This window comes from Nitrosospira sp. NpAV (assembly GCF_000832065.1).
Lineage (GTDB): Bacteria > Pseudomonadota > Gammaproteobacteria > Burkholderiales > Nitrosomonadaceae > Nitrosospira.
Window position 1 is genome coordinate 30,133 of record NZ_JXQM01000014.1, and the last position, 19,915, is coordinate 50,047.

General features: G+C 53.7%; 19 protein-coding genes and 1 tRNA gene. 16 read left to right on the top strand and 4 right to left on the bottom strand.

Translation table 11 applies throughout. The annotated features are described in order from the left end of the window. Positions 1-140: 140 nt before the first annotated feature. The 4 genes from dnaE to SQ11_RS09600 form a co-directional block, all read right to left on the bottom strand. Positions 141-3,695, bottom strand: a complete 3,555-nt coding sequence (gene dnaE / locus SQ11_RS09585) for a DNA polymerase III subunit alpha (protein ID WP_041513950.1) — start codon at positions 3,693-3,695, stop codon at positions 141-143. A gap of 419 nt (positions 3,696-4,114) precedes the next feature. Beyond that, complete coding sequence (locus SQ11_RS09590; RefSeq protein ID WP_041513951.1) at positions 4,115-5,155, bottom strand: YheT family hydrolase; 1,041 nt, start codon at positions 5,153-5,155, stop codon at positions 4,115-4,117. A gap of 241 nt (positions 5,156-5,396) precedes the next feature. Next, positions 5,397-6,530: a PEP-CTERM sorting domain-containing protein gene (locus SQ11_RS16455; RefSeq protein WP_052494140.1), complete on the bottom strand. Its 1,134-nt coding sequence runs from the start codon at positions 6,528-6,530 to the stop codon at positions 5,397-5,399. Positions 6,531-6,881: 351 nt separating this feature from the next. Further along, a tRNA-Lys gene (locus SQ11_RS09600) sits at positions 6,882-6,957 on the bottom strand. 150 nt (positions 6,958-7,107) lie between these two features. Here SQ11_RS09600 and thiO point away from each other — a divergent pair. The 16 genes from thiO to SQ11_RS09680 all read left to right on the top strand — a co-directional run bounded on the left by thiO (position 7,108) and on the right by SQ11_RS09680 (position 19,875). Beyond that, positions 7,108-8,214, top strand: a complete 1,107-nt coding sequence (thiO, locus tag SQ11_RS09605) for a glycine oxidase ThiO (protein ID WP_306463975.1) — start codon at positions 7,108-7,110, stop codon at positions 8,212-8,214. A gap of 126 nt (positions 8,215-8,340) precedes the next feature. Next, on the top strand, positions 8,341-9,066 hold the full coding sequence (locus SQ11_RS09610; RefSeq protein WP_041513952.1) for a YebC/PmpR family DNA-binding transcriptional regulator: 726 nt from the start codon (positions 8,341-8,343) through the stop codon (positions 9,064-9,066). A 35-nt stretch (positions 9,067-9,101) separates the two neighbouring features. Further along, the gene (ruvC, locus tag SQ11_RS09615; RefSeq protein ID WP_041513953.1) at positions 9,102-9,620 is read left to right on the top strand and encodes a crossover junction endodeoxyribonuclease RuvC; all 519 of its coding nucleotides are present in this window, start codon (positions 9,102-9,104) and stop codon (positions 9,618-9,620) included. 107 nt (positions 9,621-9,727) lie between these two features. Beyond that, on the top strand, positions 9,728-10,321 hold the full coding sequence (gene ruvA / locus SQ11_RS09620) for a Holliday junction branch migration protein RuvA (RefSeq protein ID WP_041513954.1): 594 nt from the start codon (positions 9,728-9,730) through the stop codon (positions 10,319-10,321). 45 nt (positions 10,322-10,366) lie between these two features. Next, the gene (gene ruvB / locus SQ11_RS09625) at positions 10,367-11,410 is read left to right on the top strand and encodes a Holliday junction branch migration DNA helicase RuvB (RefSeq protein WP_041513955.1); all 1,044 of its coding nucleotides are present in this window, start codon (positions 10,367-10,369) and stop codon (positions 11,408-11,410) included. 245 nt (positions 11,411-11,655) lie between these two features. Then, positions 11,656-12,075, top strand: coding sequence for a tol-pal system-associated acyl-CoA thioesterase (gene ybgC, locus SQ11_RS09630; protein ID WP_041514005.1), 420 nt, complete (start codon positions 11,656-11,658; stop codon positions 12,073-12,075). Next, positions 12,072-12,758: a protein TolQ gene (tolQ, locus tag SQ11_RS09635; protein WP_041513956.1), complete on the top strand. Its 687-nt coding sequence runs from the start codon at positions 12,072-12,074 to the stop codon at positions 12,756-12,758. The genes ybgC and tolQ overlap by 4 nt, the downstream gene beginning before the upstream one ends. A 21-nt stretch (positions 12,759-12,779) precedes the next feature. Further along, positions 12,780-13,199 (top strand): protein TolR, encoded by a 420-nt coding sequence (tolR, locus tag SQ11_RS09640; protein ID WP_232297957.1) that lies wholly within the window; start codon positions 12,780-12,782, stop codon positions 13,197-13,199. An 8-nt stretch (positions 13,200-13,207) separates the two neighbouring features. Then, positions 13,208-14,059 carry a cell envelope integrity protein TolA gene (locus SQ11_RS09645; protein WP_041514007.1) on the top strand — a complete coding sequence of 284 codons (852 nt, stop codon included), beginning with the start codon at positions 13,208-13,210 and terminating at the stop codon, positions 14,057-14,059. Positions 14,060-14,108: 49 nt separating this feature from the next. Continuing rightward, positions 14,109-15,407: a Tol-Pal system beta propeller repeat protein TolB gene (gene tolB / locus SQ11_RS09650; RefSeq protein ID WP_041513957.1), complete on the top strand. Its 1,299-nt coding sequence runs from the start codon at positions 14,109-14,111 to the stop codon at positions 15,405-15,407. Positions 15,408-15,446: 39 nt separating this feature from the next. After that, the gene (pal, locus tag SQ11_RS09655) at positions 15,447-15,962 is read left to right on the top strand and encodes a peptidoglycan-associated lipoprotein Pal (protein ID WP_198140833.1); all 516 of its coding nucleotides are present in this window, start codon (positions 15,447-15,449) and stop codon (positions 15,960-15,962) included. Then, positions 15,962-16,831, top strand: coding sequence for a tol-pal system protein YbgF (gene ybgF, locus SQ11_RS09660; RefSeq protein ID WP_232297958.1), 870 nt, complete (start codon positions 15,962-15,964; stop codon positions 16,829-16,831). Before pal ends, ybgF begins: the two co-directional genes overlap by 1 nt. A 44-nt stretch (positions 16,832-16,875) precedes the next feature. Continuing rightward, the gene (gene queE / locus SQ11_RS09665; protein ID WP_052494141.1) at positions 16,876-17,568 is read left to right on the top strand and encodes a 7-carboxy-7-deazaguanine synthase QueE; all 693 of its coding nucleotides are present in this window, start codon (positions 16,876-16,878) and stop codon (positions 17,566-17,568) included. A gap of 145 nt (positions 17,569-17,713) precedes the next feature. Further along, positions 17,714-18,418 carry a 7-cyano-7-deazaguanine synthase QueC gene (gene queC / locus SQ11_RS09670; RefSeq protein ID WP_041513959.1) on the top strand — a complete coding sequence of 235 codons (705 nt, stop codon included), beginning with the start codon at positions 17,714-17,716 and terminating at the stop codon, positions 18,416-18,418. A gap of 28 nt (positions 18,419-18,446) precedes the next feature. Then, positions 18,447-19,145, top strand: a complete 699-nt coding sequence (gene aat / locus SQ11_RS09675; protein ID WP_041513960.1) for a leucyl/phenylalanyl-tRNA--protein transferase — start codon at positions 18,447-18,449, stop codon at positions 19,143-19,145. After that, positions 19,129-19,875, top strand: a complete 747-nt coding sequence (locus SQ11_RS09680) for an arginyltransferase (protein ID WP_041513961.1) — start codon at positions 19,129-19,131, stop codon at positions 19,873-19,875. The genes aat and SQ11_RS09680 overlap by 17 nt, the downstream gene beginning before the upstream one ends. Positions 19,876-19,915: the final 40 nt, after the last annotated feature.

Consider the following 19,915-nt stretch of genomic DNA (forward strand, 5'->3'; position numbering starts at 1 on the left):
CAGGGGGTGGTTCATAGGCCAATTTAAATGGGTCCGCAGCCCAGGCAATATTCTCTACCAGGATGCAAAAATATCGAACGTGAGCATAGTAGAGCTACTGAACTATTCGGTCAAGAATAAAGGCACATGGTGCGAGAACGTCAGTAAATCACTTTGATATTCTCTACCTTGAAGTGCGCTGACAGCGATTGCAGCAAATTGTCTTGCAGGCTTACGCGCCATGCATCACCCAGCTCCAGTTCACACACCGCCTTTTCATTGCGATAAATCACCGACACCGGACAGTACGCATTGGCGCGTTGGCTATTGTCAACTTTGCCGGCATTAATGCTGCCACGATAGGGTGCAAGCAGCTCTTTCAGCTTGACTGCGTCGGCTAATCCATTGCAGTGCAGCTTCATGCGTTTGGCGTAGCGTGAGCGGGCACTGTCGAGGCTATATAATTGATCGGCGGCGATACGCAATTCATCACTATTCTCGTCGTCACCCCTTTTATGGTTCACCCTGGCCTCTACCAAAAGTAGTTGATCTTCTTTTAGCCAGCTGCGTACAGACTCGAATAGTTCATTGTACACAACAACCTCTACCCGGGCGGCGCCGTCGTCCAGTACGATCACTCCCATCTTGCCACGGCGAGTCATCTGCGTGCGCACGGCATAGATGATTCCCGCCAGAAGTTGCGGCTCCCGTTGGGGATTCAATCGGTCCAGTCGTGTGCGTACGAAACCTTTCAGGTCTTCCGCATAGTCATTGAAGGGGTGACCGCTCAAATAGAACCCGAGTGCCATTTTTTCGTTCTTCAATTTTTCTTTTTCCGCCCACGGCGGAACGTTAATCAAACTTGTTTGTTCCATGGAGTCGTCACTCTCGCCAAACAAACTCACCTGATTAATCGCACGACCGGCTTGCTCGGCGGCTTCAAGTGCAATACCGACCGATGCCAGCAAGCCCGCCCGATGACTATTGACGGCATCAAACGCGCCGGCGCGGATAAGCGATTCCACCACGCGGCGATTGACAATGCGTTTGTCCACCCGCCGGCAGAAATCGAACAAATCAATGTAGGGCCCACCTTGATCACGCGCCTTGATAATCGCGGTAATCGCCGATTCCCCCGTCCCTTTCACCGCCCCCAGACCATAGCGTATGGTTTTTCCATCTACCGGAACAAAACGATGACTGGAAAGATTGATGTCGGGTGGCAGGATGGCGAGCCCATTGGCAATGCCATCCTCAAAAAAAGCATGCACCTTATCCGTATCGTCCATATCGGCGGACAGCGTGGCCGCCAAAAATTCAGCGGGATAATGCGCTTTGAGGTAGGCGGTCTGAAATGCAATCAGGGCATAAGCTGCCGCGTGCGACTTGTTGAAGCCGTAACCCGCGAATTTCTCCATCAAGCTGAATAACTCGGTCGCGTCGCGTTCTGTCAAGCCGTTCCTGGTGGCGCCGGCAACGAAAATATCGCGTTGCATGGCCATTTCTTCGACTTTTTTCTTGCCCATTGCCCGCCGCAGCAGGTCGGCACTCCCGAGACTATAGCCACCTATCACCTGAGCGATTTGCATGACCTGCTCCTGGTAGATCATTACGCCATAAGTGGGCTCGAGTATGGGCTGCAAACGTGGATCAAGATACTCCACGCGCTTGCCATGCTTGCGTTCGGTAAATTCGGGAATCAGGGCCATCGGCCCTGGACGATACAATGCTACCAGCGCGATGATGTCTTCAAAACAGTCAGGTTTTGCCTTCTGCAACAGATCTTTCATGCCCCGGGATTCGAACTGGAAAATTCCGACGGCATTGCCTTGCCGCAGCAGTGCGTAGGTGGTCGGATCGTCCATGGGGAGATTATCCAGAGAAAAGGCCGCCAGGTTCGGCTTTGCCGGGTCGGCAGCTGCCTGGCTTACGCCAATGGCGGACTGTCCAGGTTTACACATTCCGCCCTCCGGTTTTCGCTGCCTGATGTATCTGACAGTCCAGTCCAGGATGGTCAATGTTCGCAGGCCCAGAAAGTCGAACTTCACCAGACCGATTTTTTCCACATCATCTTTATCTAGTTGGCTTATTACCGAATCACCCAGGTCCGTGCAGTAGACGGGGCAAAAATCAGTAATCTTCCCCGATGCGATCAGTACCCCCCCGGCGTGCATGCCAACATTGCGTGTAAGCCCTTCGAGACGTTCGGCCAGTTCCAGCAGATTGCGTACCTCTTCCTCGGTTTGCGCGCGCTGATTCAGCTGCGGTTCTTCGGCACGCGCTTTTTTCAGGGTCATACCAAGGTCAAACGGTACCAGCTTTGCCAATTGATCGACGAAGTTGTAAGGCAAATCCAGTACTCGCCCAACATCGCGCACCACCGCTTTTGCCGCCATGGTGCCAAATGTTGCAATCTGCGAAACACTCTCGGCGCCATACTTCTGTTTGACATAATCGATCACATGTTCACGCCCGTCCTGGCAAAAATCGATGTCAAAATCAGGCATCGAAACACGTTCCGGGTTCAGGAAGCGTTCAAACAGTAAATCGTAGCGAAGCGGATCGAGGTCGGTGATACCCAGGGAGTAAGCCACCAGCGAGCCCGCGCCGGAGCCCCGGCCGGGACCCACCGGCACCCCATTGTGCTTGGCCCAGTTGATGAAATCGGCAACGATCAGAAAATATCCGGCGAATCCCATCTGCACAATGGTGGAGGCCTCGAAATCCAGCCGTGCGCGATATTTTGGCATTTGCGCATTGCGCTCGGTGATATCGGGATAGAGGGCTTTCATGCGCTCTTCAAGGCCGACTTCCGATTGAGCGCGTAGATACAGTTCCAGACTCTGGTTGTTGGGCGTGGGAAACAGTGGGAGACGGTTGACTCCCAATTCCAGTGCGAGATTGCAGCGCTTGGCGAGTTCTACCGTGTTGGCGAGCGCAGCCGGTATATCGGCGAACAGTGCTGCCATCTCCGCCTGGGTCTTGAAATACTGCTCTTCGGTGCAATGCTTCGGGCGCCGGCGGTCGCCCAGTACATAACCTTCCGCGATACATACCCGCGCCTCATGCGCCTTGTAATCGTCAGGATTCAGAAACTGTACCGATTGTGTTGCCACCACCGGTAGGCGCAATGTGGACGCCAACGCCAGCGAGCGCTGCAAGAGAGTCTCGGTATTGGCGTGTCCTATTCGCTGCACTTCGATATAAAAACGGTCCGGGAACAAATCTGACCACTCGCGCGCCAGTGTTTCCGCCTGAGCCGGATTATTTTGCATCAACATCAGACCAATATCACCAACGTTCGCCCCGGACAGGGCAATCAGTCCAGCTGTTCCGCTTCCACCTTCGGTAAACCAGGATTTTCTGATTTCCGCCCGGCCCTGGCGCTGGTTTTCACGATAGGCGCGCGACAGCAGGCGGCACAACAATAGGTAGCCCGAGTTGGATTGGCACAACAATAAAATACGCGCGGGTTTGTTCGGATCATCTTCGTTACTTATCCAGACATCGCAGCCGATGATCGGTTTTATGCCTTTGGCACGCGCCTCCTGGTAAAACTTCACCATGCCGAACAGATTGGAAAGATCCGTCAGCGCTAGAGCGGGCATATTGTCCGACGCCGCTTTTGCCACCGCATCGTCGATGCGCACGATGCCATCCACGACGGAATACTCGCTATGCATGCGCAGGTGGACAAAGATGGGAGATGTGACCATATTGTCGCGGTCTGGATTAATGTTTGGTCTCAGGGATCGATCGCTGTCGAGCTTACTTTTATGGAATCGACCGGTGGCTCAACACTCAGGCAATATCGAAAATCGACATTCGATTTTACACCAATTGCCCATACCCAAACTTTTACTCCCTCTTGGCCGCGTTCCGGAAAGTAGATCCGCTTCCAATGGTAAGACGCATGTTATGCGGGGCATTTCCGGCACCGGATTATTGCGAACGGATGCGTTTATTCCCGCTGGGGCGGTGGGTGTCGCTTCACCCAATGCATTTCAGAGCATGCCTAACCTGGCCGTTTTATAAATTGACGCACGCTCTGCTGGTTCTCTGTTTCATATGAAAATTTTGTTCAACCGGGCGGATGAGCAACTACGCCACTCTTTCCCAAAGTCTCGCATACCGGTTAAGAAGTTCTCAGCGCAGATAAATTCATTTGGGGACTGCGGTAGACTTCAGCGCCCTGTTCCACGAAAAAGCTGATAATTCTTTCCGGCAGCCATGTCAGCCTCCCCGGAAAAGGTGCGTTAAGAAATCCCGCGTGGCCTCCCTCCTCGGGAAACTCTAGCGTGACAAAGGGGGAAACCTCATTGGGTTCAGGCAACGCGGATGCCGGCATGAAAGGATCGTTGAAGGCATTGATGACGAGCGTAGGCACCTGGATGTGCTTGAGCCATGGCTTGCTACTGGATTGGTGCCAGTAGTCTTCGGCATCTCGAAAGCCATGCAGCGGTGCGGTCACCAGGTTGTCGAATTGATATAACGTAGTGCATGCGGCTACCGCGCCCGCATCAAACAGACCGGGAAAGCGGCCAAATTTCTCCAGCGCCTTGCGTTTCAACGTATCGAGAAAGTGACGGGTATAAAGCAGGTTGAAGCCGGATGCCAGGGCGCTTCCCGCAGCGGCCAGATCCAGCGGTACGGAAACCGCCGCGGCGCTGTCGATCAGCTGTCGGGCGTGCTGACCTTGCTCACCCAGCCATTTCAGAAAAGCATTTCCCCCCAGCGACACTCCGGCCACATAAAGCGGCGCGGAACTCGACAGCTTGTTTTGTTCACTTATCCTGCGCAGTATCCAATTGATTTCTATTGAATCGCCGGCGTGATAAGCACGCGGCAGACGATTGGGCGAACCCGAGCAGCCACGAAAATGCACGACTCCGCCGCGCCAGCCCAGATCCCGCAGCATGGTCATCATACTCAGAATGTAATGACTGCATGAATCTCCTTCAAGCCCATGAAACAGCACCACCAGCGGCGCATCGGCAGGATTGTCCAACCAGTCGATATCAATGAAGTCGCCATCATCCAGTTCCCAGCGTTCGCGCCGGTAAGTAACCCGCGGACGTGACAGCAGGTAAGGATAAATGGTCTGCGCGTGGCCTCCCCGCAACCATGTAGGGGCCATATAGGGTTTGGCGCGTAAAGGGAGGGTGGAGATTTTCACGCTAAGTCTTTATCAGACACAAATTCCAACTGGTGGCCAATAAACTAAGGATCAAGTTTATCAATAAGTTACAACACAATGAGCCGTTAGAGCCGATTGCACATCATAACATGCGGAGCTTATCAGCTTGGCGAGCTGTTTTCAGCTGATTGCAAAGGTGGGTGCGGGATGCCAACGCAACAACTGTACGCTGCAAACAAAAACCCGCCGAAGCGGGTCTGTTTTGACGCGTGAATTGGTTTTACGATTTCTTGCGGCGGCTCAAACCCAGACCCGCCAGGCCGAGGCCAAGAAGTGCAAGCGTGGCAGGTTCGGGCACCTCACCGACCTGCGCTGCCGTATCCGGGATATTATTTACAGTGCCAGTCAGGTTCAGGGTGAGGCTATAGGAAGCCCGGCTGGATGCCGCGCCGACATCCGCGTCCGACAGGCTTAATAGGTAGCTGGCGCTGAAAACTCCAGCAGAGGAGGTATCCAGCATGGCCAGCCAGTCGTGGCTTGAACCCTGGCCCAAGCTGCCGAAGCTACCTAGGTCAGTTAATAGCGTGCCGATGTCGCCGCTGCCGGAGATGCTGTCGAGATCGAGGCCGACCCGGTTGTCATCAGCCAGATTGAAGAGATTGAATCCAAGAGTGGCAGCATCACCCACGAAGAACGTTCCGAAATCCAGGTTCAGGGTCAACATCGTTGAGGAATCGTCGAAGGATGGCGCGGCATGTAACAAGTAGTCATAAGTGGCACCAACATTGCCCGCCCAGGTGACCGTGTACTCTGTCGTCTCCGTGCCGGTGAATTGGGCACTGGTCTGGGTTGCCGTCAGTGTCGGGGCTGTGCGTGCCAGCGTTACATCGCCGGTGCCGACATAGTTATCAAGGTTGGCGGATGATACCGCCTGATTCAGGTTGGTGGTGGTGGCGGAACTCGTGGTAGCACTGCCGGTACACGCCCCCCTACGATTATCCGTGCATGAATCGCTACCACTGATAGCCGGTAAAAAAGTAGCATTTACACCCGGTCCCGAGATATTGGCGGTGCTACTGCCAGTCCCATTCGTGGTCCCATTGGTGTTAGCGCCGGTATTGGGGCCATCCGTGGATCGAACCCAGGTGCTTTGTGTGCGCGTCGAAGTGAGATTCAGGGTGGTGCCCATCAGCACGCCCTGATTCGAGTTGAACTGGCTGATGGTACTGGTTCCGAGACTGGCACCGTTGTTGTTGCTGGCGCTGCCACCTTCGGTATCGGAAGCGCTTGCGGAGTTGCTAAAGCCTGTCGGGGAGGTATTAATCAGAAGAGCACTGGCTGGCAGCGGGATCAGCACCAAAGCACTCAATGCGAAAGTGATTTTTTGGTGCAGAGTCTTGGGTATGAATCTCATTTTTTATTCCGTTGAGGGAAAACTGACTCTATTAGAGAAAGCGCTATGAACCCATCTTATTCGCCTGTTTAATAAGCATTTTTCATGCCATAAATAAAATATCATTAATATTAAATGAGTTGTACGGAATCCATCATTTGTGGCGAACCAAAGTGTAAAATTTTTCGACAACGAGATGGTCAGAGTTGAAGTCCGCTTTGTTTAAATGCGCGACTCGAAGTTCGTTGAAGGTATGAATCGTTGCACGATTATCGGGCTATCTGAGTGACCCTACGGTAAGAAGGAGATTTTCATTTGAGACATGGGGAGAGTCACTCACTCAGGTCAGTATACTGAACTAAGCGATTGATCTGGTAGGCCGTGCCAGATTCGAACTGGCGACCAACGGATTAAAAGTCCGCTGCTCTACCGGCTGAGCTAACGACCCAATGATACCCAAGGGACGAGCATTATACCGGCTCACCCTTCCAATACAAAGTTTTTTGGATCATGTTCTCCAGGGATTGTGCGCTTATCCTGTGTCGCCACGAAATTTGCATTAAACTGGTTGCATGCAAGGGGTCAATTTTTGAGCGACGTGATTGTTATAGGCGGGGGAATTGCCGGGCTGGCCACGGCACGCGAATTATTACGGCAGGGAGTGAGTGTAACCATACTGGAGCGCAATCGCTGCGGGCAGGAATCGTCCTGGGCGGGCGGGGGCATCCTTTCTCCGCTATTGCCGTGGGATTACTCCGATCCGGTAACGCAATTGACGCAATTGAGCAACTGCCTGTATCCCGGATTTATCCAAGCGTTGCGGGCGGAAACAGGCATCAATCCGGAGTTTCATGCAAGCGGCATGCTGGTGCTGTCCGGCTCTTCCAGCGATCCCGAGAAGGCTGCGCAACAGGATGCTCGCCATCGCGCAGCTGAAACCTGGTGCGCCCGGCATGACTTAGCCATAAGAAGGGTCCGCTCTCGTCAAGTCGTGCCGGTGCTTGCACGTGACGAACCGGCGCTTTGGTTGCCTGAAATCTGCCAAGTGCGTAATCCTCGTTTGCTACAGGCGCTAGTGCAAGCTGTGGAGGTGAATGGAGGCGTCATTATTGAACATGCCGACATCACAAGCTGGAAGATAGCTCAGGGGCGAGTCCAGTCGATCGGTACCCGCCGTGGCGAGGAATATACCGCAGCCAGTTTTATCGTTACCGCCGGGGCATGGAGCCGGCAGCTTTTACGCGAACATGCGTTAAAGCTCGATATCTGGCCGGTGCGCGGACAGATCCTGCTGTTCAAGGCACAGCCCGATTTGCTGGGTGCAATGGTCCTACAGGCACCTGATAATTTTTATCTGATACCGCGTCTAGACGGGTACGTCCTGGCCGGCAGTACGGTGGAGGACACCGGTTTCGACAAACACACCACTGCCAGCGCCCGGGAAATGTTGCTGTCGAGGACTTGTGCTTTAGTGCCTGCATTGACCGAAGAAATGCTTGCCGGCCACTGGGCGGGTTTGCGTCCGGGTTCGCCAGATAATCTACCGGTTATCGATAGTCATCCCGCCATTTCGAATCTTTATCTCAATAGCGGCCACTACCGGTACGGCGTCACCATGGCGCCAGGTAGCGCGCGGCTTGTATCCAACTTGATTCTGAACAAGCCCCAGCCGCTGGATATTGCGCCCTATCGATGGCCGGCATGAGCGCCAGCGTCCAGTTACGTCGCGGTACAGTGTTGTTTCGGGTAACAATCTCCCCCAAGCTTTATCCCCGGCATACGGGATGGTAATATTGCACACCTCAATAAAGGCAGATAAGGCAGATGCATCATGGCGGGTCATAGCAAGTGGGCTAATATCAAGCATAAGAAAGCAGCGCAGGACGCCAAGCGCGGAAAAATTTTCACCCGGCTCATCAAGGAGATTACCGTCGCCGCGCGGCTCGGCGGAGGAGATCCCAACAGCAATCCACGGTTGCGCCTGGCCGTCGATAAGGCTTACGAACAAAACATGCCCAAGGATAATGTCGAGCGCGCGATCAAACGTGGCAGCGGCGATCTGGAGGGCGTGAATTATGAAGAGATACGTTATGAAGGCTACGGTATTGCCGGTGCGGCGGTATTGGTGGATTGCATGACCGACAACCGCGTGCGTACGGTCGCGGATGTGCGTCACGCTTTCACCAAGTACGGCGGCAACCTGGGCACGGATGGTTCGGTTGCGTTCATGTTCAAGCATTGCGGACAATTGCTTTACGCTCCCGGGACCGATGAAGACAAGCTGATGGAAGCGGCGTTGGAGGCGGGTGCGGAAGATGTGATCAGCAACGGCGATGGCAGCATCGAAGTCATTACCGCACCCTATGAATTCGTCGGCGTCAGGACGGCGCTGGAGAAAGCCGGTTTCAAGGCGGAACTCGCCGAAGTGACCATGAAACCCGCCAACGAATCCATGCTGGCCGGCGACGAGGCGGTGAAAATGCAAAAACTGCTGGACGCGCTGGAAAGTATCGACGATGTGCAGGAGGTCTATACGACAGCGGTAATTGATGAATAGATTCTTATCTGCCAGGTGAAAAAGGAGTCCAGCCTATCCGTATTCTTGGCATAGATCCCGGCTTGCGTATTACTGGGTTCGGGGTCATCGATAAAATGGGCAACAAGTTGGCCTATGTCGGCAGCGGTTGTATCAAGACATTGGACGGCGAACTTCCGTCGCGTCTGAAGTCCATCATGGACCATCTTAACGAAGTTATCGCGCAGCACCGTCCCGATCAGGTCGCGGTGGAGCAGGTTTTTGTCAATGTCAATCCAAAATCCACGCTGATGCTCGGACAGGCGCGCGGGGCCGCGATCTGCACGGCGGTGCTGAATAATCTCGTTGTTGCCGAATATACCGCGCTGCAGATCAAGCAGGCGGTGGTAGGCAAAGGTCATGCGAAGAAAGAACAGGTGCAGGAAATGGTGAAGCGGTTGTTGCAGCTTGCCGGCAGCCCCAGCGCGGATGCGGCGGATGCACTTGCCTGCGCAATCTGCCATGCCCACGGCGGACTGGGGCTGGGCGGGATTTCGACAGCAGGCTATCGCATGAAACGCGGGCGGCTCGTATGAGCCTAAATCCGGTGGTTGACCGCTCATTTTCCAGTTTAGCGCTTTATGATGTACAAGATGCTTTATGCTACTTGACCTTCACATTTTGATGAGCCGCCGGATTTAGGATGATTGGCAGAATAACGGGTTTGTTGCTGGAAAAATTTCCGCCACTGGTGCTGGTTGACGTGCAAGGTGTGGGGTATGAAATCGATGTACCGATGAGCACGTTCTATAATTTGCCGGCCATCGGCGTCCAAATCACGCTGCATACGCATCTTGTGGTGCGCGAAGACGTGCATTTGCTTTTTGGTTTCGCCACCGAAGCAGAGCGGCAAGCCTTTCGGCAACTCGTAAAAATTTCCGGTGTCGGGGCGAGAACTGCACTGGCGTTGCTATCAGGCTTGAGCGTTGCCGACTTGCATCAAGCGGTGGTCGCTCAGGACAGCGGGCGGCTGGTCAAAATACCCGGTATCGGCAAAAAGACTGCCGAACGTTTGCTGCTGGAACTGCGCGACAAGCTCGATGCCGGCATGGCGGGCATCACTGCGGCAGGGGGAGGGACGTCCGTGCCAAGGGCTGGCGGCGACGTGCTCAATGCGCTGTTATCTCTGGGATATAATGACCGGGAAGCCAACTGGGCGACCCGGCAATTACCCGCTGATATTACGGTATCTGAGGGCATACGGCAGGCGCTTAAGCGTCTATCGAAAGAAAAGTAACTTGACTTACTCTGCCATGTGCAATCAAGTGAATCGCATTTTTGAATGATTGAAACCGATCGGTTAATCGCCTCCGCCTCCGCTTCTCTGCAGGAAGAAGAACTGGAGCGGGCGCTGCGTCCCAAGCACCTGAACGAATACATTGGTCAGGAAAAAATTCGCGGGCAGTTGCAGATATTCATCGAAGCGGCAAGGCGGCGCCGGGAAGCGCTTGATCATGTGCTGCTGTTCGGCCCGCCCGGTTTGGGTAAGACCACGCTTGCTCATATTATTGCCAGAGAGATGGGCGTAAGTTTACGCCAGACTTCCGGTCCGGTACTGGAGCGTCCTGGCGATCTGGCAGCTCTTTTGACCAACCTCGAACCCAACGACGTACTATTCATCGATGAAATCCACCGCCTTTCCCCGGTGGTGGAAGAGATTCTTTATCCCGCGCTGGAGGATTATCAGCTTGATATCATGATCGGTGAAGGTCCCGCGGCGCGATCGGTCAAGCTTGATTTACCCCCGTTCACTTTAGTGGGCGCCACCACGCGCGCGGGCATGCTCACCAATCCACTGCGTGACCGCTTTGGCATTATTTCGCGGCTGGAGTTTTATTCGGTGGAAGAGCTAACCAAAATTGTCATGCGCTCGGCGGGGTTGTTGAATGTTGAAATCTCTTCCGATGGAGCGGTGGAAATCGCGCGCCGCTCGCGCGGAACGCCACGCATCGTCAACCGTCTGCTGCGGCGGGTGCGCGATTTCGCCGAGGTCAAAGCCGATGGTTACATTACCCGTCCGGTGGCAGATGCGGCATTGATCATGCTGGATGTGGACCTCCTTGGCCTCGACGTGATGGACAGAAAGCTGCTGTTGGCTGTCATGGAGAAATTCGGTGGGGGGCCGGTGGGCGTGGATAATCTCGCCGCTGCCATCAGCGAAGAGCGCGGTACCATAGAGGATGTGCTGGAGCCCTATCTGATCCAGCAGGGCTATATGAAGCGCACGCCGCGCGGCCGCATGGCTACGGTTATCGCCTATCGGCATTTCGGCATGGCTCTGCCGAAGAACGGGCTAAGCGGAGAATTGTGGGAAGATAATCAATAGCAAGAGAGAATGTGAGTAATTGGCAGAGTAACCGGGCTCTGCGTAAACCCGCTTACCCAATTCAAGCAACTTTCCGTTTTTAGCGGCGTTTATTAATTCAGATTTCGCGTTTTTAAACTCAGAAAATCCATAGGACGCGAAATGATGGCGAAGCAAACCGATGGCCACCCTTCAAGGTTCAGAGAGCCGCCTAATGGATTATTCGGGTTAAAAGTATGAAAACCACAGCAAAAACTGATGATTTGATGCTTATTCCGAACAAGAATACTTTCACTCTGCCAGTTCGGGTCTATTATCAGGACACCGATGCAGGCGGAGTGGTTTATCATTCCACTTATCTTGATTTCATGGAGCGTGCCCGCTACGAGTGGCTGCGGGAACTGGGATTTGATATTCATTCATTGATTCAGACTCACAAGGTAATTTTCATGATACGTTCGCTCAATATCGAATATTACAAACCGGCATTGCTGGACGATTTGCTACAGGTCGCCGTGCAGCCCGAAAAACTGGGCAGAAGCCGCATCACACTCACCCAGCATGTGCTGCGTAGCGGGGCCACTTTAGCCAGCGCCACTGTTCACGCGGTATGTGTGAGTGCTGATAGATTAAAGCTGGTGAGTGTGCCGCCGGCACTACGTCATAAACTTGGAAAACTCTCATGAGTGCAACAGTGACACAGGATATGTCCATGTTCCACCTCATCGGCAGCGCCAGCTTGCCGGTGCAACTGGTAATGGCGTTACTGTTGGTGACATCATTTTTATCGTGGTGGTTTATATTTCGCAAGTTGTTTGTCATCCGTCAAGCGATGAGGCAGAGTGACGAGTTCGAGAATGTTTTCTGGAAAGGTCCTGATCTCAACGCACTCTATCAAAGCGCCGCGAGCTCGCGCCATACCGCAGGCAGCATGGAACGGATTTTTGAGGCGGGGTTTCGTGAATTCATCAAACATAAGCGCCAGCCGGGGATGGATATCAGTACCGTGATGGATGGCACCCGGCGGGCCATGCGAGCCACATACCAGCGGGAGATGGACAGCCTCGAATCGCACCTTTCCTTTCTGGCGACGGTGGGGTCGGTAAGTCCTTATGTCGGTCTGTTCGGTACCGTCTGGGGGATCATGAATTCCTTCCGGGGCCTCTCCAATGTTACCCAAGCCACTATTGCTCATGTCGCGCCAGGCATTGCGGAAGCATTGATAGCGACCGCGATGGGGTTGTTCGCTGCGATTCCCGCGGTCATCGCCTATAATCGCTATGCCAACAACATCGATCGGCTGGCGACCCGTTTTGAGAGTTTCATGGAAGAGTTGTCCAATGTATTGCAGCGGCAGGCAACTGGATAAGGATTTCAGGGGACCGATATCGTGAGTGAGCGCCGTGCCAAACGCCGTCTGATGAATGAGATAAACGTCGTGCCGTACATCGACGTAATGCTGGTGTTGCTGGTGATATTCATGATTACGGCGCCGCTTATCAGCCCCGGTCAGATTGAATTGCCGCAGATCGGCAAATCGCTTACGCCTCCGGTTGCGCCGATGGAGGTAGTCATCAAGGCCGATGGCAGCCTGAGATTACATGATCGTGCCACCTCCAGCGGCGAACAAAAGGTTAGCCGGACTGAGTTGGTCGAGGCAATCAAGCGGAAGCAGGCGCAAAATGCTGAGCAGGCGGTGGTGATCGCCGCCGACAAAAGTGTGCGTTACGAGGAAGTGACGAATGTGATGGATATTCTGCAACAGCAGCAGGTAAAGAAGGTGGGGCTGCTGGCCAGGCCAAAATCTTGACCGGCGGGATGGCATTGCGAGGTTCCTCGCAGGTTGAGCCAGGGCGCGTACCGGCAGGCGTGCTGGCGGTACTGGTGCATATCATTTTCTTCGCGTTCATGATTTTTGGTCTCAACTGGAAAACTTATCCGCCCGAAGTCATGATGGTGGATTTATGGAGTAATTTGCCTCAGCCGGAGCAGCCGATTACCAAAGCAACACCGCCGCCCCCCGCGCCCGCGCCTGTGCAGCCGCCGCCTGAAGTAAAGCCGCTGCCGCCTGAGCCGCAAACGCCGCCTCCGCCCCCCAAGCCGGATATCGCGCTCAAGGAAAAGATCGAGAAGCCCAAGCCTGTGGAAAAGAAGCCATCCGAGAAAGAACTAAAAGAACTGAAAGAAAAGGAACTGAAAGCGCAAAAAGAAAAAGAGCAAAAGGAAAAAAAGGAGAAAGAGCAAAAAGAGCAGGAACTGAAGGCGCAGAAAGAAAAGGAATTGAAGGAACAGCAAGCAAGGATAGCCGCCGAAGTGGAACAGCTTCAGCGGGAGCAGGAAGCCAATAACCGGCGCCAGGCACAGGCGGCGGCACAGTCCCGCCTGGGGAACGAGATAGCGGAATACAAAGCCAAGATATTGGCTAAAATCAAAGGCCATATTATTATGCCGCCCGACTTGCCGGGCAACCCGGTTGCGGAATTCGACGTTACACTGCTGCCGGGCGGTGATATTCTCGATGTCAAGTTGCGCAGAAGCAGCGGGTTTGCCGCTTTCGACAGTGCGGTAGAGCGTGCCATTTTTCTGGCCAAGCCGCTCCCTTTGCCACCCGACCCCGCGTTGTTTCCGAAATTTCGTAATTTGAGTCTCAAGGTACATTATCGCGAATGACTGAGGTATAATCCCCGGTACTATCGCGAATTCCTTAAGAGTTATTTCTATGCAGATTCGCTCACCTGAATTTTTCCCGTATGTCCTTGTCTTGTTCCTGTGGTTGATTGGCACGCCAGCCCATGCCGCGCTCGACATCGAAATTTTCGGCGGGGGCGCGACACAGATTCCTATCGCTATCGTTCCCTTCGCCGCGGAAGAAAAGCTCAGTCAAGGCATCACACCGGTCGTGGCTGCCGACTTGCAGCGCAGTGGTTTGTTCAGAATGGTCGATCCGGCCGGTCTCGCGCCACACGAGCCGGTCGAAGTCGTTTATTCGGAATGGATCAATCGTGGCGCCAATGCGCTGGTTATTGGCAGCACCACAGCCCTGCCCGGCGGACAAGTCGCTGTGCGCGTCCGTTTGCTTGACGTTGCAAAACAGGTGCAATTGGCCAGCTATACCGAAACCGTTCCCGCGGGACAGCTGCGGGCCGCCGCGCATCGAATAGCGGATCTGATTTATGAAAAATTGACCGGCGACGCGGGAGTATTCAGCACCCGTATTGCTTATGTGGTGAAAGAAGGCAAAAAATATTCGTTGCAGGTAGCGGATGCTGATGGGTTTAATGCCCAACCTGTGATCGAATACACCGAGCCGATTATTTCACCCGTATGGTCGCCGGATGGCAAGCAACTGGCCTATGTCTCCTTCGAGAACAAGAAACCGGTAGTTTATGTGCAGACTCTTGCAACGCGGACGCGCAAGGCGGTAGCTAATTTTAGGGGGAGCAACAGCGCACCGGCCTGGTCACCGGATGGGAAGAGATTGGCGGTGGTGCTGTCTTTGATGGGTGGTTCGCAGATTTTTTTGATTAACGCTGATGGCAGCGGCTTGCAAAGATTCACCCAGAGCTCCGGAATCGATACTGAACCCAGTTTTTCGCCCGACGGCCAATCAATCATTTTTACTTCCGATCGGGGCGGCAGTCCGCAGATCTATCGCATGCAAATAACAGGACGGCCATCGGGGACGGCGGAGCGCCTTACCTTCGAGGGGAGCTATAACGTCAGCCCCGATTATAGCCGGGATGGAAAAAGCTTTACCTTCATTCATCGCAATGGTGATAAATTCAATGTCGCGACACAGGATCTGGCAACCCGCCAGGTGCAACTGCTAACTGATTCGAAATTCGATGAATCTCCCAGTTTTGCTCCCAACGGAAGGATCATTTTGTATGCAACTGAGGTAAAGGGCCGTGGTATATTATCCGCGGTATCAAGCGATGGCAGAACAAGACAGCAACTTTCAACGCAAGCTGGCGATGTGAGAGAACCGGCATGGGGTCCTTTGCCAAGGCTGCAGTAATTCGGAATGCCGTATTTAGTCAACTATAAAGGAATGCACATGAAAAAGATATTTGGCGTATTGTTGATCAGTTTGCTGGCGGCATGCGCCAGCCAGACTACGCAACCCACCCCCGAGGTGGAAGACAAGTCTATCGGCACCCAGCCGGGGATGGGGAGTGGTGCTACCACCGGCGAAGCCGCTCCCAGCCTGAACCCGCTTACCGATCCCAATAATATCCTCTCCAAACGTAGTGTTTACTTTGACTTCGATAGCTATGTCGTGAAGGATGAATATCGATCTCTAGTGCAGGCTCACGCCCAATACTTGCGCGACAATGGAAATGCCAGAGTGCTGTTGCAAGGTAACGCCGACGAACGTGGCAGCCGGGAGTACAACCTTGCGCTGGGTCAGCGCCGCGCCGATGCGGTAAAGCACGCCATGACGTTGTCGGGCGCTAAGGAGTCCCAGGTCGAATCCGTCAGTCTGGGCGAAGAGAAGCCGCGGGCGACGGGCCATGATGAATCCTCGTGGGCCGAAAACCGCCGCACGGATATCCGCTATCAAGGCGAGTAATGGTGCGGTTGCGTGCTTTCTGGTTATCGTTACTGATCGGTTGTAATTCCAGTTACGCCGGACTATTCGACGACGAGGAAGCGCGCAAGCAGATTGCAGCGCAACAGACATTGATTGGAGATCTGCGCAATCAAGGGCGGACACTGGAAGCACGCATTGTCAAACTCGAAGAAGCGCTCAACGATCAACCGTTGCTGGAGCTCCACAACCAGATCGACACCCTCAGGCTCGATCTGAACAAGCTGCAGGGTCAGATAGAAGTGCTGGTCAATGAGAACGAGCTGACGCAGAAGCGGCAGAAGGATTTTTACATTGATCTGGATACCCGATTAAGGCGGTTAGAGCAGCCAGACGAAGCCAGTTCGGAATCCCCGCCTTCAGAGTCTCCTGCTCCGCCAGCTACCCGGTCCGAGACCGCACCGGAACCGAGTGTGGAGGCTCCGGCCAGGGCCGCCGTTGTGATTCCTTCTGCGGCAAGTGCTGCATCAACGGAAACCGCGGAGAGCCGTGAGTACGAGGCTGCCTACAGTCATTTCAAGAACGCCAAATATCAAGACGCCATTTCCCAGTTCAAGCAATTTATCAAGAACTATCCGGGCTCCAGCCTTGTGCCGAGTGCTCACTACTGGACCGGCAATTCTTATTATGCGAAGCGTGACTTCAAGAACGCCATCAGTACTCAAGAAAAGCTGATCGCCGCTTTTCCCAATAGTTCCAAGGCTCCCGATGCAATGCTCAACATTGCCAGCAGTCAGCAGGAAATGAATCAAAAAACCGCTGCCAAGAAAACCCTGGAAAATCTTGTTGCCAAATATCCAGGGAGTGACGCGGCCCAAAAGGCCAAGCAGCGGCTTGTCAATAGAAAGTAGCCTACCAGAATCCCCTTTCGTGGTGATGGCGAACCCGTTCTAAAATGGTTCACACCCCCTTCCCGTTGAAACACATAATCACGCAACCCGCTGATGCGGTAAATTTGCGCATCAGCGAAATATTTTTTTCTCTGCAGGGAGAGACTAGCCGCGCCGGGTTGCCTACGGTATTCGTACGCCTTACCGGATGTCCTCTGCGTTGTGGTTATTGTGATACTGGATATGCGTTTTACGGAGGTAAAAGCCTGTCAATTTCCGCCATTCTGGTGGAGGTGGCCAACTATGCGCCTCGCTATGTTACGGTCACCGGTGGCGAACCCCTGGCGCAAAAAGAATGCCTCACATTGCTCAGACTATTGTGCGACGCGGGTTACTCGGTCTCGCTCGAAACCAGTGGTGCACTGGATGTCTCCAAAGTGGATGCGCGTGTTTCCAGAATCCTGGACATCAAAACACCTGGTTCAGGGGAAGCAGGAAGAAACCTGTGGTCCAATCTCGACCATCTTACCCGCCACGATGAGATCAAATTTGTATTATGCGATGAAGCGGATTACCAATGGGCGATTGAAACAATACGTGAGCGTAAACTAGATATCATTTGCCCCATTTTATTCTCGCCGGTTTATGGCAAGCTGGATCCTGCGATTCTCGCGGCATGGGTGTTGCGTGATCGTCTGGCGGTGCGAGTACAGATCCAACTGCACAAGTTGTTGTGGGGTGAGGGACCGGGCCGCTGAAAAGCAGGCGGACATACTGCGCAAGCTTGAGTTCTCAGGGCTATTCTTACTTAGGATGATCTGGTAGGGCGCCAAAAAGTACAGAAAAATCGTTATTTTCTATAATACTGATCTATCAAATGAGCAACCCATTGCTGGATTTAGGATGATAAAGGCTGTAGTGCTTTTATCAGGTGGATTGGACTCCGCTACCACGCTGGCCATCGCCCGCAGCCGCGGGTATGAATGTTACGCTTTAAGCGTGGATTATGGGCAGCGCCACGAATCGGAATTGGCGGCGGCGGTAACATTGGCGCGGTTCCTTGGCGCTTGTAAGCATAAAACCGTAAAAGTCGACTTGGAAGGGTTCGGTGGATCCGCGCTTACCGATAAATCCATTGCTATACCCACTGAAGGAACGAAGGCGGGTATTCCCGTTACTTACGTTCCAGCCCGGAATACCATCATGCTGTCGCTTGCCTTGGCCTGGGCCGACGTACTCAAGAGCTGCGATATTTTTGTTGGCGTCAATAGGGTGGACTATTCCGGTTATCCGGATTGCCGGCCTGAATACCTCGCGGCTTTTGAAGAAATGGCGAATTTGGCCACTAAAACCGCAATCGAAGGTGCCAGGCTAAGCATTCATGCGCCGCTGATTGATTTGCCAAAGGCGGAGATTATTCGGCAGGGAATTTCGCTGGGCGTGGATTACAGCCTGACGGTGTCCTGTTATCAGGCAAATGAGGAAGGATTGGCTTGCGGTGTGTGCGATTCTTGCCGATTACGCCGGGCAGGATTTGAGTCAGCGAATGTGCCGGACGTAACACGTTATAAATCACGGATGATGCCGCAAAATATCGAAGATTCGTGATAATAATTGATACTACTCATCACTTCGTATGATTCCCTGGCTCACTCCTGAATCTCCGTTTCCCCCGCTGAACACCGCACTTGCCAAGCCCAACGGACTGCTTGCTGCCGGCGGCGATCTCTCGCCGCAGCGGCTGATCGAGGCTTACCGCCATGGAATCTTTCCCTGGTTTAATGAGGGTGAACCTATTCTATGGTGGAGCCCGGATCCGCGCATGGTGCTGTTCCCCACCGAGATTAAAATTTCCCGGTCGCTGGGAAAAACGATGAAGAAGAATTATTATGAAATTCGTGTCGATAGCGCTTTTAGCGAGGTCATGCAGGCTTGTGCCGAGCCGCGCGGAGCGCAAGCCGGGACCTGGATCCACGCGGAGGTGATTTCAGCCTACACGGCGTTGCATGAAATGGGAATGGCCCATTCCGTCGAAATCTGGATACGTGGTGAGTTAATGGGGGGGCTATACGGCGTTGCCCAGGGGAAAGCATTTTTTGGCGAGTCGATGTTTTCCCGAGTCTCGGACGCGTCCAAAATCGCATTCGTGCATCTGGTAAAGCAACTGGAGCGCTGGGACTTCCAAATGATCGACTGCCAGATGAAAACCGCTCATCTCGCCTCCCTCGGCGGGCGCGAAATTCCCCGGAAGGAATTTAGTCAGAAATTAAAAGAATTGGTAAACTACACCGGGCGAGTTGAAAAATGGTGCTTCGATCATGAGCAAATTGAATGATCTACCTTCATCGGTACTACAGTTTTACACTACTGCGTCATATCCGTGCAGTTATCTACCGGAAAAATTGGCACGGTCCCAGGTGGCGACACCCAGTCACCTGATCGATACCGGCGTCTATGGCGAACTCGTAAAAGCCGGCTTCCGCCGTAGTGGCGCCTTTACCTATCGTCCTTACTGCGATAACTGCCGCGCCTGTGTACCCGTGCGGATTGTCGTTGACGAGTTGATTCTCAGGCGGGCTCACCGCCGTGCCTGGAAACAGCACCAGCACCTGGTGGCAACGCAGCATGACCTCTATTATCATCCGGACCACTACGCACTCTATCTGCGCTATCAGACGCAGCGCCATTACGGCGGCGGCATGGATCGTGACAGCCGCGAACAATACCGCCATTTCCTGCTGCCGAGCAATGTCAATTCCAGGCTGATCGAGTTTCACGAAAACGGACAGCTGCGCATGATCAGCATCGTCGATAAACTGCCCGATGGCATATCGTCTGTCTATACTTTTTTCGATCCGGATGTGCCGGGGGCGAGTTTCGGCACCTATAACATTCTGTGGCAAGTGCAACAGTGCCGTGCACTAGGATTACCCTATCTCTATCTTGGCTACTGGATCAAGGAAAGCCGGAAAATGGCCTACAAAGCCGGCTTCGGGCCTTTGCAAGGCCTGACGGATGGGCGCTGGGAGCCGCTGAGCGTCATACAAAGCAGAAGTCCCTTATAGAGAACTTGGGTCATTTTCATGCTTGATGATGCTCGCATAT

What these genes read in the sequence shown, in the direction of transcription:
- dnaE (WP_041513950.1), bottom strand. Translation starts at nt 3,695, where the DNA reads ATGGTCACATCTCCCATCTTTGTCCACCTGCGCATGCATAGCGAGTAT.
- SQ11_RS16455 (WP_052494140.1), bottom strand. Translation starts at nt 6,530, where the DNA reads ATGAGATTCATACCCAAGACTCTGCACCAAAAAATCACTTTCGCATTG.
- SQ11_RS09610 (WP_041513952.1), top strand. Translation starts at nt 8,341, where the DNA reads ATGGCGGGTCATAGCAAGTGGGCTAATATCAAGCATAAGAAAGCAGCG.
- ruvA (WP_041513954.1), top strand. Translation starts at nt 9,728, where the DNA reads ATGATTGGCAGAATAACGGGTTTGTTGCTGGAAAAATTTCCGCCACTG.
- ruvB (WP_041513955.1), top strand. Translation starts at nt 10,367, where the DNA reads ATGATTGAAACCGATCGGTTAATCGCCTCCGCCTCCGCTTCTCTGCAG.
- ybgC (WP_041514005.1), top strand. Translation starts at nt 11,656, where the DNA reads ATGCTTATTCCGAACAAGAATACTTTCACTCTGCCAGTTCGGGTCTAT.
- tolQ (WP_041513956.1), top strand. Translation starts at nt 12,072, where the DNA reads ATGAGTGCAACAGTGACACAGGATATGTCCATGTTCCACCTCATCGGC.
- SQ11_RS09645 (WP_041514007.1), top strand. Translation starts at nt 13,208, where the DNA reads ATGGCATTGCGAGGTTCCTCGCAGGTTGAGCCAGGGCGCGTACCGGCA.
- tolB (WP_041513957.1), top strand. Translation starts at nt 14,109, where the DNA reads ATGCAGATTCGCTCACCTGAATTTTTCCCGTATGTCCTTGTCTTGTTC.
- pal (WP_198140833.1), top strand. Translation starts at nt 15,447, where the DNA reads ATGAAAAAGATATTTGGCGTATTGTTGATCAGTTTGCTGGCGGCATGC.
- ybgF (WP_232297958.1), top strand. Translation starts at nt 15,962, where the DNA reads ATGGTGCGGTTGCGTGCTTTCTGGTTATCGTTACTGATCGGTTGTAAT.
- queE (WP_052494141.1), top strand. Translation starts at nt 16,876, where the DNA reads ATGGTTCACACCCCCTTCCCGTTGAAACACATAATCACGCAACCCGCT.
- queC (WP_041513959.1), top strand. Translation starts at nt 17,714, where the DNA reads ATGATAAAGGCTGTAGTGCTTTTATCAGGTGGATTGGACTCCGCTACC.
- aat (WP_041513960.1), top strand. Translation starts at nt 18,447, where the DNA reads ATGATTCCCTGGCTCACTCCTGAATCTCCGTTTCCCCCGCTGAACACC.
- SQ11_RS09680 (WP_041513961.1), top strand. Translation starts at nt 19,129, where the DNA reads ATGAGCAAATTGAATGATCTACCTTCATCGGTACTACAGTTTTACACT.